Genomic DNA, 16,526 nt, shown 5'->3' on the forward strand with positions numbered 1-16,526 from the left:
GGGCGGCGGCCCGTCACGGTGGTGCCGTGACGGGCCGCGCTCCCGCCGACCGCCCTCCGGAGGGTGCCCGGCGGGGGTGCCGGCCGGAAACCCGGCGGACGGTGCCGGCTACCTGCCCATCGTCAGGCCGCTCTTGGCGGCGCCGCGGGAGAGGACGGCTTCGCTGATGGCCTCCTGGGCGGTGCGGTAGCGGTCGTCGTCGGGGTCCTGGGCGAGCGCTTGGGGCAGGATGACGACCTTGCCCGCGGCGAGGTCCATCATCTGCGGGACGAACTCGGCCTTGGTGACCTGCCAGCGCTCCCCGGCCGCGGCCGGCGGGGCGAAGGTGAAGCGGCCGATCGAGCCGTAGTTGCCGCGCAGGTCCCGTGCGCCGGAGTGGTTGGACATCTCGCCGGCGATCTGGTCGCCCATGCCGTAGACGATCCAGGTCCCGTTGACCTTCTCGTAGGCCTGCGGGATGTGCGCGTGGGTGCCGAGGATCATGTCGATGTCGGGACGGGTCCCGGTCCGGGAGGCGGTGAGCGCCTTGCCGAGCGAGAGCTGCCGCTCGTCGGGTTCGGTCTGCCATTCCGTGCCCCAGTGCAGGCTGACGAGGACCACGTCCGCGCCGGCCTTCCGGGCGGCCCGCGCATCGGCGATGATCTTGTCCTGCTCCATGAGGTTACGGCCCAGGGCTGCCCCTTCGGCAGCGGGTAGCCGTTGGTGTCGTAGGTGTACGCGAGGTGCGCGATCTTCGCGGATCCGGCCTGGTACACCTTCGGTGCGGCCGCCTCGGCGGCGGTGCGGGCGGAGCCCGCGTGTCCCAGTCCGACCCGGTCGAAGGCGTCGAGGGTGCGCTTGATGCCCTCGGGGCCGGCGTCGAGCGTGTGGTTCGAGGCCGTGGAGCAGCCGTCGTAGCCGGCGTCGCGCAGGCCGTCGGCGACCTGCGGCGGGGAGACGAAGGCCGGGTAGCCGGTGAAGGGCCCGCCGTCCGGACCGTAGACGGTCTCCATGTGGCACAGGGCCAGGTCGGCGGCCGAGACCAGGGGTTTGACCCGGGAGAACATCGGGCGGAAGTCGTGGCCGGCGCCGTCCGCGTCGGCGGCGGCACGTTTGATGATCGAGTCGTGCGGCAGGACGTCGCCGCTCGCGACGAGGGTGCAGCCGCGCGCGGTGCCCTCGCCGCCGGGCGGGGGGTGGGTCGTGGGGTTTGCCGAGGCGGGCGGGCGGGGGCTCCCCTCCGGCCGAGCGGCCGGCGGCGGCGCCTGCGAGGAGGGCCGCCGTCAGGAACGCGAGGGCCCGCCGGATCTGTGTGGTCATGTGGACCATCTCCCATTAGTACGACTATCTGATCATCTTTTATGTCATGGAGAGGGATGCCGCCCGTCCAGGAACGGCTCCGGCCGGCACCGCCCGGTGGAGCCGCCGCGTCCCGGAGGCCGTTCGCCGCGCCGTTCGACCGTTCGTCGCCGGTCGCGCCCGCTGACCGGTCGGCCCGGGCGCTTGGGCGCAACGCCCCGGCGCGACGGTTCCCGAGGCGCTCCCCGCAGGTGAGGGTGGGTTCCCCAGGACCCGACGGCCCCAGGAAGGAGCCACCCGTGCCGCTTCCCCCCACCCTCCCGCGCACCGACCCCGATGCACTGGCCGAACTCCAGCGCGACCACGGGCGGGCCCTGTTCGGATTCCTGCTGGGGCTCACCGGCGGCGACCCCCAGCGCGCCGAGGACCTCGTCCAGGAGACCCTCGTACGGGCCTGGCAGCACCCCGAGGTCCTGGCGAGCAGTCACGACTCCATGCGGCCGTGGCTGTTCACGGTCGCGCGGCGGCTCGCGATCGACGCCCGCCGGGCACGCCTGTCGCGGCCCCAGGAGGTCGACGCGGAGTCCCTGGAACAGGCGCCGGCGGCCGAGGACGCCGTGGCCGGCTCGGTCATCGCCATCGACGTCCGGCGGGCGGTGGGCTCCCTCGGGCCCGAGCACCGCGCCGTGTTGATGCAGGTCTACTTCCAGGACCGCTCGGTGGCCGAGGCCGCCGCGGAGCTCGGCATTCCGGCCGGCACCGTCAAGTCCCGCACCCACTACGCCCTGCGCGCCCTGCGCAAGGGGCTCCAGGGATACGGCTACGGGTACGGCCTCGGCGCCTGAGCGCAGCGAGGTGACGTAGGGGGACTCCCAGGAGGAATCCCGTGGAATCCCGGAGGAATCACGCGCAGAACGATCCCAATGGACCGGGATCGGACAGAAAGCGCATGGAAATCGGCCGCAGACCGTTCAAGTTGAGTAAACACGCCCCGTCGTGCAAGCCGGTCGAGGAAGGCTCGACGCTGACGGAGGCAAGCTCGACACGCGGGAGAAGGTGGAACGGTGCAGCCCGAGGGTACGAACGGCACCAGTGACGGCGGGCTCGCGGTGCCCATGGCATGGCTCTACGCCGAGTACATCGCCGACGAACTGCTGCGCACGGGACGGCTGATCCCGGTCAGTACCCTGGAGTTCCGTGCCGGGCGCGACACGCTCGCCCTGACCATCTACCTCTCCGACGCGGCCGGCGAGCTCTCCGGGATCCGGGTCGTCTCGCAGCTCGACGAGTGGCTCTCACTGACCGCGTACGGGCACCCCTGGCGCGACTGGGTGCACACCAGGTTCCTCACCCTCGGCGAGGAGGCCCGGGACGGCGGGCGCGACGAGGACCCGGACCTGGAACTGGCCCGGGCGGCCTGGCGCTGGCTCGACAGCACGGAACTGTTCGCCACCAACCTCGACCCAGGCCGGTCCGGCCCCGAAGACGGCCCGCAGGCCCTGGACGAGAACGCCCGGGTCTGGACCCCCGCCTGGCAGCTCGGGCTCCCTCTCGGCCACTTGGCGATGCACCTCTTCTGAGGCCCGGCACCGCTCCCGCACCTCCCGAGCCGGCCCGACCGCGTACCGGCGAGCCGCCCGGGGCCGCCCTACGGCCGCCGCGGTGGTACCGGCGCCTCGGCCGGGTCCGTCACCAGGCCGGTGAAGTCGGCCTCGTTGCGCTCGGCCCGGGCGACGTACCAGCGGGCGATCAGCCACATCACCGGGTAGACGGCCAGGCCGAGCACCGCCCACACCAGCGGCCCCGGCGCGGGTCGGGCGAGGGCGAACAGCACGGGCAGCGTCCCGACCAGGAGGGCGAGGGCGGCCAGCGCTCCCAGCCCGGCCCGCAGCTGACTGCGCATCAGGGCCCGTACGTACGTGGCCCCCAGGGTGGTCTGCTCGGAGATCTCCGAGCGGGCCGGGGTGTGCGCGGGAGGCCGTCGGCGGGCGCCGCGCGGGACGCCCGTGACGGTCTCCCGCCGGGGCGGCGGCAGCGGACGCTCCCGCGGGGACGGCTGATCCTGCGACATGCTGCGCGAGTCTACGCAGCCGGCGAGGACCGGGGGAGGTCATTTGAGCAGCCGCGAGAGCCTGCGGTCGGCGAGCGGCCTGCCGCCGGTCTGGCAGGTGGGGCAGTACTGGAGCGAGGAGTCCGCGAAGGACACCGAGCGGATGGTGTCCCCGCACACCGGGCAGGGCTCCCCGTCCCTCCCGTGCACCCGCAGCCCGCTCTTCTTCTCCGCCTTGAGGCCCCCGGCGGCCACGCCGTGGGCGCGTTCCACGGCCTCGCACAGGGTGCCCCGGACGGCCTCGTACAGGCGGGTGACCTGCTCGTCGTCGAAGGCGGAGGCCAGCTTGTAGGGGGAGACCCGCGCGGCGTGCAGGATCTCGTCGCTGTAGGCGTTGCCGATGCCCGCGATCACGCTCTGGTCGCGCAGGACGCCCTTGATCTGCCGCCGCTCCCCCGCCAGCAGCGCGGCGAACGCGTCCCGGTCGAAGTCGTCGGCGAGGGGGTCCGGGCCCAGGCGGGCGATGCCGGGAACCTCCTGCGGGTCGCGGACGACGTGGACGGCCAGGCGCTTCTGGGTGCCCGCCTCCGTGAGGTCGAAGCCGCTGCCGTCCTCCAGGACCACGCGCAGTGCGAGGGGTCCCTTCCCGGGTCGCGGCGGGCGGTCGGGCACGGTGTCGTGCCAGCGGAGCCAACCGGCCCGGGCCAGGTGGGTGACCAGGTGCAGGTCGCCGATCCGCAGGGCGAGGAACTTGCCGTACCGGGCGGTGGGGCCGGCCGTCCTCCCTTCGAGGGCGCTCGGCGGCGGGTCGTACGTCTTGAGCACGCTGACGGCGAGCGGGAGGACGCGGGCGACCACCCGCCCGGTGAGGTGCTCGTCGAGGAACTCCCTGAGGGCCTCGACCTCCGGCAGCTCGGGCATGCCCCCAGCCTGACCCGAGCTGCGGCGATCGGCGAGCGGACGGGGTCAGTCCATCAGGAACTCGCACCACACGCACTTGCCGCTGCCGCGCGATTCCACGCCCCAGGCGTCGGCGAGGCGGTCCACCAGCATCAGCCCGCGGCCCGAAACTCCCGAGTCGCCGGCCTCGCGGCGGCGCGGCAGGGCGCTGGAGCGGTCCTCCACCTCCACCCGGAGCCTGCGTTCCGGGGCGGTCAGCACGCGCAGGGTGACGATGGCGGGCCCGTCGGTGTGCATGAGGGCGTTGACGATCAGCTCGTCGGCGATGAGTTCGATCTCGTCGGCCCGCTCCCCCGCACCCCAGGCCCGCACCGCGGCCCCGATCATGTGGCGGGCGGCCACCAGGGCCTCGGGGTCCCCCGGGGCCACGTGCTGCTGGAGCCGGCCGCCGCCCTGCGCGGTCTCCTCCACGCGGCGGCGCAGCAGGAGCAGTGCCATGTCGTCGTCGCCGCCCCGCTCGTCGATGGCCTCGCACAGCCGGTCGGCGAGCTCCTGGAGGTCAGAGGGCCCGCTGCGGACCAGGTCGCCGAGCAGCCGGACGCCGTCGTCGAGGTCCGCTCCGGGGTGCTCGACCAGGCCGTCCGTGCACAGCAGGAGGGTTTCCCCGGGGTCGAGCTCCACGGTGGTGACCGGGTACTCCAGCCGGCCGAACTCCGCCGAGAGGCCCAGCGGCATCCCGCCCTCGGCCGACAGCGGCCGGCAGTCCCCGTCCCGGGTGCGCAGCAGCGGGTCGATGTGCCCGGCCCGTACGACCTGCAGGACGCCGGTCGCGAGGTCGGCCTCGACATAGGTGCAGGTCGCGAAGCGGTCGGTGTCCAGCTCGTGCAGGAACACCGAGGCGCGGGCGACGACCGTGCCGGGCGAGTGCCCCTCGGCGGCGTAGGCGCGCAGCACGATGCGCAGCTGGCCCATCACGGCGGCGGCGTGGGTGTCGTGGCCCTGGACGTCGCCGATGACCGCGCCGACCCGGCCTCCGGGCAGCGGGATGACGTCGTACCAGTCGCCGCCGATGTCCTGGCCCATCCGGGCGGACCGGTAGCGGACCGCGATCTCCCCGCCGTCGACGGCGGGGATCCGGCGCGGCAGCATGGCCTGCTGGAGCCCCTCCGCGAGGTCGTGCTCCTGTTCGAGCAGCATGGCGCGCTGCAGGCTCTGGGCGATGCTGCTGCCGAGGGCAACGAGGAGGTTCCGCTCGTCCTGGGTGAAGCCGGCCTTGTCCTGGTAGAGAAGGCCGATCGCGCCGATCGGGCGGGCCTGGGCGACCAGCGGCAGATAGGCGGCCGCCGAGATGTCCATGTAGGAGATCTTCTGCCAGAGCCCCGGATAGTCCTCGGCGAACTCGTGCGCGGAGTCCAGGAAGCGCGGCTGGAGCGAGCGGACGACCTCGCTCATCGGGTAGTTCTCGTCGATGCGGGTGTAGCGGGTGCCGGGCACGAAGCTGCCCTCGGGGCCTTCGGCCACCAGGTGGATCCGCCCCGCCTCGACCAGGCCCATCACCATGCCCATGGAGCCGAGCCGCTCCAGGCCGTGCGCGTCGCCGATGACGTCGATGACGTCCCGCACGGTCCGGGCGTGGGCGAGGGCGGCGGTGGTGCTCTCCACGACGGAGGTCTGCCGGCGGCGTTCCTCGTCCAGGCCGAGGCGTTCGGCGGAGTGGGTGAGCTCCTCGGTGGCGTCCCGGACGATGCCGATGATCCGGTACGGGCGGCCGTCGCCGTCGCGCATGACGCGGCCCTGGGTGTGGGTCCAGCGCATCCGTCCGTCCCGGCAGCGGATGCGGAAGTAGGCGCCGTAGCTGTCGTCGCCGGCCTTCAGGGTGCTGGAGACGAGGGCGTCGAGCCGGACGGACTCGGCCTGCGGAACCCGCGCGGCGAGCGAGTCGGGCCGTCCGTCGTACTCCTCGGGCAGGGTGTCGAACACGTCGAGGGCGGCCTCGTCCATGTGCATGACGCCGGCGACGAGGTCCCAGTCGAAACTGCCCATGCGGTTGAGCGAGAGCGACCGGTCCGGGTGTGCGGGCCAGTCGTCCGGCAGCGATACGGTGGTCGGCACCGGTCCACCATGACACACGGGCGGGTCAGGCGCTCTCCAGATCCGGGGCGGTGGCCGGCGGAAGCGCTTGGTCCGGGACGGGGAACGCACTGTTCTCGTAGGTGTTCCCCTGCGCGGGCTCCTCGTACACGTCGTACCGGTCGAAGGCGTCGAACGGGTCCGAGGGCTGGACGGGGTCGGCCGGGACCGCGGGATCGGCCTGAAGCGGAGGGTCCGCCGGGACCGCGGGGTCCGCCGGCGCGGCGGGATCCGCCGGGAACGCGGGATCGGCCGGAACTGCGGGATCGGCCGGAACTGCGGGGTCGACCGGAACTGCGGGGTCGACCGGAACTGCGGGGTCGACCGGAAGCGGCGGGTCCGCGGGCACGGCGGGGTCGACCGGCCAGGACAGCGAGAGGTCGGGGTCCTGCGGCCCCTGCGGATCCGCCGGCACCTCGCCGGGGGGCAGTGCCGGCGGCACGGCGGGGGCGCCGCCGGGCCGGCTCGGCTGCGGGTCGGGGCGCGGTGGCGCGGCGGGGGCGTTGGGCACGCCCGGCGCCGACGGCCGGCCCGTGCCGTCGGGCGGGGCGGCCGGCCCGGTGGGCTGCGCGGGGGGCGGGGAGCCGGTCGGGATGCCGTCGGCCGGGTTGTGGGCGGGCTGCACCGCGGGGACGCGGTCCTGGGCTCCGTCGTCCCCGGTGCGGCGTTCGATCCAGGTGTTGTCGGCCGCGTTGGCGATGAGCAGGCTGCCGAGGAGTTGGGGCGTGGGCTCGATGACGATGACCTGGTTGGGCCGGTAGCCGTTCCACTGCTCGCCCTGCAGCACCGGATCGCCCTTGGGGGTGCGCGGCGCGAGCAGCGGGTTGCCGCAGCCGCACCGGACCCGGGGCATGCCGGCGCCGTCGACGAGGACGGCGGTCCCCGCCTGGAGGACGGACTGGTAGGCGTAGGCGCCGCCGTCGCGGAAGCCGTGGTTGGTGACCCGGGTGTCGGCGCGGAGCACCACCGGGGTCAGGCCGCGCACGTACTCGGCGACCTTGGCCTCCTCGACGGCGGAGATGGCCGCGAAGGCGCGGACCTTGGCCTCGTCGGCGGTCAGGGCGCGCAGCTGCTGCTCGACGTCGCAGCTGCCGAGCCGCCGGGTGCCGCCGTACACGCCGGGGGTGCCGCCGCTGACGGTGCGGACGCCCTGCCCGGTGGGGTTGGGCAGCGGGGGCTGGACGGGGGCGGACTCGCCGACCGCACTGGAGGGGGTGAAGGGGTCGGGGCCCGCGTTGGCCACGGGCTGGAGGTGGAGGTTCTGGCTCTCCGGGCCGGGCGCGCTCGCGGGCTCCTCCTGTCCGCCGCAGGCCGCGGCGGACAGGAGGAGCAGGGTCAAGAGGGCTGCGCGGGCCGGTGTGTGACGACGCAGCGTCTGACGCGGTGTCGGAACGTGCACGTGATTCTCCCTGTTCGCCCCGGTTGCTCCCTCCTGTCTGCCGTATCCGCGCAGGGCCCGCAACCCGAGCGTCGGCCGCGACGGGGCGTCCGCGGGCCACCGTCGACCCAGAATCTTGAACATGTTCAGGAAACCCCGTAAGGTCGCGACCGCGGATTGAACGCGTTCAAAGCGCTCGGCCGCGGCGGGGAGGGGAGTCCACGGTGACGGTACTGGTGAACGCGATCGTCACCCTGGGCATGCTCGGCATCGTCCCCGCCGGTCTGCTGCTCATCGACCCGATCGGACTGCGCAGGACGGCCCGGATCTGGCCGTCCGCCGCCGCCCCCGGGGCCCTGTGCCTCTGGCTGCCGCGCGGCGCCCCCGCCGTGGCGCTCGCCGCCGTGTACGCCGTGGCCGCGCTGGCGCTCGCCGCCCGGGTCCCGGCCCGGCTGCTGCGGGCGAGGGCCCGGTCCCTCGCCCGCACTCCGTCCGGGGGGTCCCGCCCGCGCGGCGGGGCCGCCGCCGAGGCCGCGGTGCTGACCGCCCTGGCCTCGCCCGCGGTCGCCGCGACCGCCCTCGTCGCCGAGCGCGCCGGGTACCGGCTGTTCGGCTTCGACCTGGACGTCCTGGCCCTGACCGTGCCGCACTTCCACTACGCAGGGTTCACGGCCGCCCTGGTCGCCGGACTGGTGTGCCGGGCCGCCGCGGCCGGGCCCACCGGTGGAGGGGCGGACCGGGCGCGCTGGGCGGCGTACAGCGTCCCCGGCGGGACCCTGCTGGTCCTCCTCGGCTACTTCGTGGACGACTGGGCGGAACTGGCCGGCGCGGTGGTGCTGACCGCCGGCATGTGGCTGGTGGCGCTCGTGACCTGGCAGGAGATCCGGCCGACCGGCCCGGACCGGCGCACCCGCGGGCTGCTGGCGGTCTCGGCGACCGTCCTCGGGGCCACCATGGTGCTGGCCCTGTGGTGGGCGCTCGGCGAGGCCACCGGAATCCCGCACCCCACCCTGACCTGGATGGCCGCGACCCACGGCCTCGGCAACGCACTCGGCTTCGCCCTGTGCTCGGTACTGGCCTGGCGCCGGCTCACCGCCGGCCCACGACCGGAGGAGACCACCCAGTGACCCGGATCACCAGCGCGGGCCGACCCGCGCTCAGCTACCCCGAACGCGGCGCGACGGCCGAGGGCGGAGCGCTGCCCGCCGGCTACCACCACCTGCACCACCGGACCCGGATCGGCCGGGGGCGGGCAGCCTACGAGGCCGCCGGGACCGCCGTCACCACCCTCGGCCTCCACCGGGCCTCGGGCATGCGGGTCCGCTGCACCGACGGCGCGGTCCGGCCCGGGAGCCGCGTCAGCATCGGGATGGGCTGGGGGCCGTTGCGCATCGACGTCCCGTGCGAGGTGATCTGGACGGAGTACGGGCCCGCACGCACCGGATTCGCCTACGGCACCCTGTCCGGCCATCCGGAGCAGGGCGAGGAGTCCTTCCTGGTCCTCCGGGACCCCGACGGCACGGTCTGGTTCGAGGTGACCGCCTTCAGCCGCCCCGCCCGCTGGTACACCCGCCTGGCGGGCCCGCTGGTCCCCTTCCTCCAGCGGTGCTACGCCCGCTGGCTGGGCCGGATGCTGCGCCGGCTGGCCGCGGCGGCCTGATCGACCCGATGGCCGGATACTGGAGTCGATGGACTGGTTCACGGCGCCCGGCTACTGGCTGGCCCGGCTGGTCTTCCAGCGGGCCCTGGCCGGTGTCTACCTCTTCGCCTTCCTCGGAGCCGCCCTGCAGTTCCGGGCCCTGATCGGCGCGCACGGCATGCTGCCCGTGCCGCGGTACGTGCGGCACGTGCCCTTCCGGCGCGCCCCGAGCCTGTTCCACCTGCACTACTCCGACCGGTTCTTCGCCGGCTGCGCCTGGGCGGGGGCGGCGGTCGCCGCGGCACTCGCGGCGGGTGCCGGGGACCTGGTGCCGCTGGGCGCGGCGATGGCGATGTGGGCCGTGCTGTGGCTGCTGTACCTGTCGATCGTGAACGTGGGGCAGACCTGGTACGCCTTCGGCTGGGAGTCGCTGCTGCTGGAGGTGGGGTTCCTCGCGGTCTTCCTCGGCAATGCGCGGGTGGGGCCGCCCGTGCTGGTGCTGTGGCTGCTGCGGTGGGTGGTCTTCCGGGTGGAGTTCGGCGCCGGGCTGATCAAGATGCGGGGGGACGCCTGCTGGCGCGAGCTCACCTGCCTGTACTTCCACCACGAGACCCAGCCGATGCCGGGGCCGCTGAGCTGGTTCTTCCACCATCTGCCGGGGCCGCTGCACCGGGTGGAGTGCGCCGCGAACCACGTCACCCAGCTGTTCGTGCCGGTGTTGCTGTTCACTCCGCAGCCGGTTGCCTCGTACGCGGCGGGGGCCGTCATCGCCACGCAGCTGTGGCTGGTGCTGTCGGGCAACTTCGCCTGGCTGAACTGGCTGACGATCACGCTGGCCGTGTCGGCGGTCGACTTCACCGGGCTCGCGGGACCTCCGCCGGCCGCGGCCTCGGCCGGGGCGCCGCTGTGGTTCGCCGTGCCGGTGTGCGCGGTGACGGTGCTGGTGCTGTGGCTGAGCCGGCGCCCGGTGGCCAACATGATCTCGCGCCGCCAGGTGATGAACCGCTCGTTCGACGCCCTCCACCTGGTCAACACCTACGGGGCGTTCGGCACGGTGGGCCGGATCCGCGACGAGGTCGTGGTCGAGGGCACGGCGGACCGGGTCCCGCGGGAGGACGGCGACTGGCGGGAGTACGAGTTCAAGGGCAAGCCGGGCGGCCTTCGGCGGATGCCGCGCCAGTTCGCCCCGTACCACCTGCGCCTGGACTGGCTGATGTGGTTCGCGGCGCTCTCCCCCGGCTACGCCCATCCCTGGTTCGGGCAGTTCGTCGAGCGGCTGCTGGCGGGCGACCGGGACACGCTGCGGCTGATCCGCAGCAACCCGTTCCCGGACGCGCCGCCGCGCTACGTCCGGGCCCGGCTGTACCGCTACCGGTTCACCACCTGGCGGGAGCTGCGCGAGACGGGGGCGTGGTGGCACCGCCGGCCTGTGCGGGAGTACCTGCCGCCGACCCGGCTCGCGGTGGATTCCCGTGCCGGCGGTGCCGGGGGCGGATCACAGGCCGAGTAGGGCGGCCTCCCGCTCGGGGTCGACGCCCTTGGCGGGGCGGTCCGGGCGGTGCGGGGGCGGCCCGTCGAGCGACTGCAGCCACGCCCAGGTGTCGGCGACGGTCTCCTCGACCGGGCGGCACTTCAGCCCCGCCGCCAGCGCCTTCGAGACGTCACCGCCGACCATGTGGTCGTACAGCTCGCCCGGCGGCAGCCACATGGGCAGTTCCGTCCAGGGCTCGATGCCCGCTTCCACGATGGCCTCCGGGTCCGTCCAGCGGAGCTCGGCGCGGCCGCCGGTGACGGCCGCGCAGGCCTCCAGGAGGCTGCCCGTGGTGGCGTGCCCGAGCGGGGAGACCGCGTTGTAGGGGCCGCCGAGCCCGGCCCGGGCCGCGTCCAGGATCCAGGTCGCGAGGTCGCGCACGTCGATGTACTGGAGGGCCAGGTCGCGCGGGCCGGGGGCGAGGGTGGGGCCGCCGCGGGCGGTGCGGTTCAGCCACCACGGGAGGCGGCCCACGTTCTCGTACGGGCCCACGATCAGGCCGGCGCGCACCAGCAGGGCGCGGTCGCCGAAGGCGGCGGTGGTGGCGAGCTCGCCGCCCGCCTTGTCCTCGGCGTACGCGGTGGCGTCCGCGTCGGGCGAGCCCTCGACCAGGGGGCCGTCCTCGGCCATGCCGATCGGGGCGGGGTAGGCGTACACGGAGCGGCTGGAGACGTACGTGTAGTGCCCGGCGCGGTCGGCGAGCAGGCGGGCGGCGTCGCGGACGGCGGTGGGGGCGCCGGACCAGGTGTCGACGACCAGGTCCCACTCCCCCGCCGCGGCGAGGGCGTCCAGTCCGCCGGGGGCGGTGCGGTCGCCGTGCACGGCGCGCACGCCGGGCGGCGGGGCGTGGCGGCCCCGGTGGAAGACGGTAACGTCCCAACCCCGGTCGAGGGCGTCGTCGGTGAGGGCGCGGCCGACGAATTCGGTGCCGCCCAGCATCAGCAGTTTCGTCATGCGGCCCAGCCTGCCCGGTGGGGGCGGGCCGGCGAAGTGGTGATCGCCGTCAGCGATGACGCTCACGGCGTACGCGGAACGGGAACTCCGCCGACCCGCCGGGCCCCGGGGACGGGGGCCCGGCGACGCGGGCGGTCAGTCGATACCGGGCAGGATGTGGGACTCCGCCAGGTCCTCCTCGTACCCGGCGAGCCGGATCGGGGCGGAACGCGCCCAGACTTCCAGGCTGCCGAGCTCGTCGGAGTGGGGGCGGACGCGCCAACCCGTGCGCTCCAGCAGTTCGTCGGACTTCGCCTTCGTGTCTGTCACCGCGCGCTCCTCGTGTCGCTCGAACCGGCGGCCTCGGCACGCCGGGGAATGTGGGGATAAAGGATTTCCAGACGCGGTGGCGTCATGGTGGAGCTGACCCGGTGGGGCCGTTCTGCTGCCCATCAGATTACACATTTGAGCGCGGTGGCGCTCTAAGGATTGGTCAAATCCACCCCGACGGCCCGAATTTCCGAGTTGTTCAGGAGGTGGTTCCGTGCCGTTGCCCGGACGTACAACACAAAAACGGACACGCTCCGGCCCCTCGGAGGAGGGACCGGAGCGTGTCCGGAACGGTGCGGGTGCGGGCCTACCAGTTGGCCGGGGAGTAGTCCTTGAGGAAGACGCCGTACAGGTCCTCGCCGGCCTCGCCGCGGACGACGGGGTCGTAGACCCGGGCCGCACCGTCGACCAGGTCGAGGGGGGCGTGGAAGCCCTCCTCGGCCAGGCGCAGCTTGTCGAAGTGCGGGCGCTCGTCGGTGATCCAGCCGGTGTCGACCGAGGTCATGAGGATCCGGTCGGTCTCGAACATCTCCTGGCCGCTGGTCCGCGTCACCATGTTCATGGCGGCCTTGGCGGCATTGGTGTTCGGGTGCCCCGCACCCTTGTAGCCGCGGCTGAAGACGCCTTCCATCGCCGAGACGTTGACGACGTACGCCCGACCGCTGGCCGCCTTGCGGGCCGCCTCGGCCATGGCCGGCCGCAGCGCGCTGATCAGGATGAACGGCGAGGTGTAGTTGCACAGCTGGGTTTCGAGCAGCTCCACCGGGGAGATCTGGTCGATGGTCTGCACCCAGGTGTTGGTCTCGACGACGTCGGGCAGCAGGCCGCCCGCATCGATGGCCGTGCCGTCGAGGTGCCGTTCGAGACTGGCGTTGCCCGCGACCAGGGCGAGGTCGGCGACCTTCTGCGCTTCGAGCCCGCTCACGCCGACGGGCAGCGCCGCCAGGCCGTCGACCGCGCCGGAGTTGAAGGCGCCGATCACGTGGTGGGCGGGGAGCTCACCGGCCGGCAGCGGGGCGCCCTCGCCCTCGACCAGCGCGGCGTAGGCGGTGGGCAGGCGGCGCACGGTCTGCGTCGCGTTGTTGATCAGGATGTCCAGCGGGCCGGCCTCGGCCACCTGCTCGGCGAGCGCCACGGCCTGGGCCGGGTCGCGCAGGTCGATGCCGACGACCTCCAGGCGGTGCATCCAGTCCGCCGAGTCCTCCATCGCCTTGAAGCGGCGGATGGCGTCCTTCGGGAAGCGGGTGGTGATCGTGGTGTGGGCACCGTCGCGCAGCAGCCGCAGCGCGATGTACATGCCGATCTTGGCCCGGCCGCCGGTGAGCAGCGCGCGCTTGCCGGAGAGGTCGGCGCTCGCCTCGCGCTTGGCGCGGTTCACGGTGGCGCAGTCCGGGCAGAGCTGGTGGTAGAAGTAGTCGACCTCGACGTACCGCGTCTTGCAGACGTAGCAGGAGCGCGGGCGCTGGAGTATCCCGGCGATCCGGCCGGCCTCGGTGACCGAGGAGGGCAGGATGCCCTCGGTCTCGTCGTCGATGCGCTGCGCGGAGCCGGTGGCGGTGGCCTCCGTGACGGCCTTGTCGTTGGCGGTCTTGGCGGCGCGGCGCTCCTGGCGGCGGCGCTGCTTGACCGTGCGGTAGATGCCCGCGGTGGCGCGGCGCACGGTGATCGCGTCGGGGTGGTCGACCTCGATCCGGTCGAGCTCCTCCAAAACGCTGAGGCAGACGGCCATGCGCTCGGGGTCGATGCCCGGCCCGTATTCCTGGTTCTCTTCGGTCTCGGTCACCGTCATGGCCGCTGCCGTTCCTTGATCACTCGTCCGCGTCCGCCTGCTGCGGAAGTCCCCAAAACGGCAACTGTACGGATCCGGCGCGCCCGGAACCAAACCCGTCGGCCGCACTTTCACGGACCGCGAGGGACCCGTCACGCTGGGCGCGGGGCGGGGTGGGTGCCGGGCGGGATGCCGGGCGGGTGCGCACGCGGTGGGTGGGGGTCGCGTACTGCTCGAGGAGTACGTCCGGAGCAGGACCGATGCCCTCCCGCAGGGGGAGGAAATGGCCGGTCGGGTGGGGCATGGTGGATTCCATGAGTGCCCTGGTGCTGTCGGTTCTGCTCTGTCTGGTGTCGGCCGTCGCGTACGCGGGTGGTGCGATCGTTCAGGAGCGTGTGGCGGAGAGCACCCCGGACCGGCCGTACGCCCCGCTGCGCCGGGCGGCGTGGTGGGCTGCGGTCGCGCTGAACTGCCTCGGTGCGCTGCTGCACGTGGTCGCCCTGGCGTACGGGCCGCTCAGCCTGGTGCAGCCGCTGGGCGCGCTCACCATCGTCTTCGCGCTGCCGATGGCCGCCGTCCTCGTGCACCGCCGGGCCGGGGCGGCCGCCTGGCGGGGCGCGGTCCTGGCGACGGTGGGCCTGGCCGGGCTGCTGGCCCTGACCGGCGGGGACGGGGGCCGGCTGCCGGCGGGCGGGGAGCGGATCCTGCTGCTGGCGGCGACCGGGGCCGCCGTCGGCGTGCTCTTCCTGGCGGCGCACCGGATGCGGCGGGCCGTGCTGCGCAGTGTGCTGCTGGCCGCGGCGGCCGGCACGTCCTTCGGCATGGCCTCGGTGTTCACCAAGTCGGTGGCCGAGGGGGTCACCGCGGGGGTGGGCGCCGCGGGTCAGGTCTGGCCCGATCCGGCGGCGATCGCGGTGCTGGCGTCGAGCGGGCTGCTGCTGTCCCAGGCGGCCTACCGGGGTGCGGGGCTGACCGCGCCGCTGGCCACCGTGACCGTGGTCAACCCGGTGGTCGCGGCGGTGGTCGGGATCACCCTGTTCGGCGAGGGCTTCCGGTACGGGACTGCGGGCGGGGCGGTGGCCCTGGCGAGCGCCGCGCTGGCGGCGGCCGGCCTGGTGGTGCTCACGGCCGTGCCGCCGCACGTGCGGGGGTCAGATGCCGGCTCCGTGGGCACGGAGGTACTTCAGGGGGTCGATGTCGGAGCCGTAGCCGGCCGTCGTGCGGATCTCGAAGTGCAGGTGGGGCCCGGAGGAGTTCCCCGTGGATCCGGAGCGGCCGATCCGCTGGCCGCCGGAGACCTGCTGCCCCTCCTTGACCCCGAGCGCCGACAGGTGGGCGTACTGCGAGTACCGGCCGTCGGAGTGCCGGATGACGACCTGGTAGCCGTACGCACCGGCCCAGCCGGCGGAGACGACCTCGCCGGGGCCGACCGCCTTGACGGCGGTACCGGTGGCGACCGGGAAGTCGACGCCCGTGTGATAGCCGCTGGACCAGGCGGATCCGGCCTTGCGGTAGGCGGTGCCGATGGCGGAGTCGACGGGGGCGACGAACCCGCTCGCGGCCGGCTGCTGCTGCGGGGCTGACGCGGGCTTCTCCGCGGGCTTGGCGGCCGGCCGGGCCGCCTGCCCGTCGGCGGGCTTCGGGGCCGGCTGCTCGGCGGGCTTCTCCGCGGGCCGCTCGGCGGGCTTCGGTGCCGGCGCCTCCGCGGGCTTCTGCTCGGCGGGCTTCTGCTCCACGGGTGCCACGGGCGGCACCGGCTCGGCGGTGCGCGGCGGCTTCTCCGGGTTCTGCGCGGGCGGGGCGGCGGTGATGCGCAGGGTGAGCCGCTGCCCGGGGAAGATCAGGTTCGGGTTGCTGCCGACGGTGGCCCGGTTGGTCTCGTACAGCGCCTGCCAGCCGCCCTCGACGTGCCGGCGGGTGGCGATCGACGAGAGCGAGTCCCCGGGCGCGACCACGTACGGGTTGGGCAGGACCGAAGTGCCCGTCGGGCGGGGCTCGGTGGCCGGCGGGTCGCCCGCCGGGGCCTGCGGTGCCTGGACGGTGACGACCTTGTTCTGCGGCGTCAGGTCGGGGGCCGGGCCGCCGCGGGCGAGCCCGGCGTGCTTGCCGCAGTTCGGCCAGGCCTGCGGGCTCTGGCCCTGCAACACCTTCTCCGCGACCGCGATCTGCTGCTCCCTGGTGGCCTGGTCGGCGCGGGGGGCGTACACGGTGCCGCCGAACGCCCGCCAGGTGCTCTGGCTGAACTGGAGTCCGCCGTAGTAGCCGTTGCCCGTGTTGATGTGCCAGTCGTTCGTGGACTCGCAGTCCGCGACCTTGTTCCAGGTGTCCACCGATGCGGCCTGCGCGGTTCCCGCCCCGGCTCCGACGAGCGGGAGCGCGATGCCGGCTCCGCCGGCGGTGACGGCGAGCGACGCGCGGTTGATGCTGCTCGGCTGGTACCGGCGGTGCCGGCCCCGTACCCCCATGGAAGCCCCCTCCACGACATCAGGAATCCCACAACCTAACGACGAGCACAGGCCCTGACAAGGGGCGCAACCGGGCGCACGGAAGAACAAGTTGACATTGTTTTGTGAGTAGAAAGATCCGCGG

13 protein-coding genes and 2 pseudogenes are annotated in these 16,526 nt (G+C 74.0%); 6 read left to right on the forward strand and 9 right to left on the reverse strand.

Annotated elements, in window-relative coordinates; translation table 11 throughout:
- Positions 1-108: 108 nt before the first annotated feature.
- Positions 109-1,299, reverse strand: a pseudogene (locus ACSHWO_RS05265) (CapA family protein).
- Positions 1,300-1,577: 278 nt separating this feature from the next.
- Here ACSHWO_RS05265 and ACSHWO_RS05270 point away from each other — a divergent pair.
- Entirely contained in the window at positions 1,578-2,123 is a 546-nt protein-coding gene (locus ACSHWO_RS05270; RefSeq protein WP_361086068.1) for a sigma-70 family RNA polymerase sigma factor, read from the forward strand.
- Positions 2,124-2,393: 270 nt separating this feature from the next.
- A complete protein-coding gene (locus ACSHWO_RS05275; protein WP_385846243.1) occupies positions 2,394-2,858 on the forward strand; it encodes a hypothetical protein in 465 nt (154 codons plus the stop codon).
- A 68-nt stretch (positions 2,859-2,926) separates the two neighbouring features.
- On the opposite strand, the gene ACSHWO_RS05280 is transcribed toward ACSHWO_RS05275, so the two are convergent.
- Genes ACSHWO_RS05280 through ACSHWO_RS05295 form a run of 4 tightly spaced genes read right to left on the reverse strand, consistent with a single transcriptional unit; the run spans position 2,927 to position 7,697 of the window.
- Positions 2,927-3,349 carry a hypothetical protein gene (locus ACSHWO_RS05280; RefSeq protein ID WP_361086071.1) on the reverse strand — a complete coding sequence of 141 codons (423 nt, stop codon included), beginning with the start codon at positions 3,347-3,349 and terminating at the stop codon, positions 2,927-2,929.
- Positions 3,350-3,388: 39 nt separating this feature from the next.
- Positions 3,389-4,249: an Fpg/Nei family DNA glycosylase gene (locus ACSHWO_RS05285; protein WP_438310232.1), complete on the reverse strand. Its 861-nt coding sequence runs from the start codon at positions 4,247-4,249 to the stop codon at positions 3,389-3,391.
- Positions 4,250-4,294: 45 nt separating this feature from the next.
- A complete protein-coding gene (locus ACSHWO_RS05290) occupies positions 4,295-6,358 on the reverse strand; it encodes a SpoIIE family protein phosphatase (RefSeq protein WP_361086078.1) in 2,064 nt (687 codons plus the stop codon).
- Between the two features lie 7 nt (positions 6,359-6,365).
- Positions 6,366-7,697 carry a DUF6777 domain-containing protein gene (locus ACSHWO_RS05295; RefSeq protein WP_438310233.1) on the reverse strand — a complete coding sequence of 444 codons (1,332 nt, stop codon included), beginning with the start codon at positions 7,695-7,697 and terminating at the stop codon, positions 6,366-6,368.
- 263 nt (positions 7,698-7,960) lie between these two features.
- Here ACSHWO_RS05295 and ACSHWO_RS05300 point away from each other — a divergent pair, with 263 nt between their 5' ends.
- Genes ACSHWO_RS05300 through ACSHWO_RS05310 form a run of 3 tightly spaced genes read left to right on the forward strand, consistent with a single transcriptional unit; the run spans position 7,961 to position 10,885 of the window.
- On the forward strand, positions 7,961-8,863 hold the full coding sequence (locus tag ACSHWO_RS05300; RefSeq protein WP_438310234.1) for a YndJ family protein: 903 nt from the start codon (positions 7,961-7,963) through the stop codon (positions 8,861-8,863).
- Positions 8,860-9,396 carry a DUF1990 family protein gene (locus ACSHWO_RS05305; RefSeq protein ID WP_385846198.1) on the forward strand — a complete coding sequence of 179 codons (537 nt, stop codon included), beginning with the start codon at positions 8,860-8,862 and terminating at the stop codon, positions 9,394-9,396. The genes ACSHWO_RS05300 and ACSHWO_RS05305 overlap by 4 nt, the downstream gene beginning before the upstream one ends.
- 28 nt (positions 9,397-9,424) lie before the next feature.
- Entirely contained in the window at positions 9,425-10,885 is a 1,461-nt protein-coding gene (locus ACSHWO_RS05310; protein ID WP_361086090.1) for a lipase maturation factor family protein, read from the forward strand.
- Here ACSHWO_RS05310 and ACSHWO_RS05315 read toward each other — a convergent pair.
- The 3 genes from ACSHWO_RS05315 to ACSHWO_RS05325 all read right to left on the reverse strand — a co-directional run bounded on the left by ACSHWO_RS05315 (position 10,871) and on the right by ACSHWO_RS05325 (position 13,958).
- Entirely contained in the window at positions 10,871-11,860 is a 990-nt protein-coding gene (locus ACSHWO_RS05315) for an NAD-dependent epimerase/dehydratase family protein (RefSeq protein ID WP_438310235.1), read from the reverse strand. The two genes, ACSHWO_RS05310 and ACSHWO_RS05315, sit on opposite strands and share 15 nt — an antisense overlap.
- Before the next feature lie 135 nt (positions 11,861-11,995).
- A complete protein-coding gene (locus tag ACSHWO_RS05320; RefSeq protein ID WP_361086190.1) occupies positions 11,996-12,169 on the reverse strand; it encodes a hypothetical protein in 174 nt (57 codons plus the stop codon).
- Between the two features lie 307 nt (positions 12,170-12,476).
- Positions 12,477-13,958: an SDR family NAD(P)-dependent oxidoreductase gene (locus tag ACSHWO_RS05325; RefSeq protein ID WP_361086097.1), complete on the reverse strand. Its 1,482-nt coding sequence runs from the start codon at positions 13,956-13,958 to the stop codon at positions 12,477-12,479.
- A gap of 293 nt (positions 13,959-14,251) precedes the next feature.
- Between ACSHWO_RS05325 and ACSHWO_RS05330 the strand changes: the two are divergent.
- Positions 14,252-14,986, forward strand: a pseudogene (locus ACSHWO_RS05330) (DMT family transporter); the annotation flags it as partial.
- A gap of 102 nt (positions 14,987-15,088) precedes the next feature.
- Here the strand turns inward: ACSHWO_RS05330 and ACSHWO_RS05335 are convergent.
- Positions 15,089-16,402, reverse strand: a complete 1,314-nt coding sequence (locus ACSHWO_RS05335; protein ID WP_438310236.1) for a transglycosylase family protein — start codon at positions 16,400-16,402, stop codon at positions 15,089-15,091.
- Between the last annotated feature and the right edge of the window lie 124 nt (positions 16,403-16,526).

It is taken from the genome of Streptomyces pallidus (ex Mingjun et al. 2026), from assembly GCF_051550185.1.
Classification (GTDB): domain Bacteria; phylum Actinomycetota; class Actinomycetes; order Streptomycetales; family Streptomycetaceae; genus Streptomyces.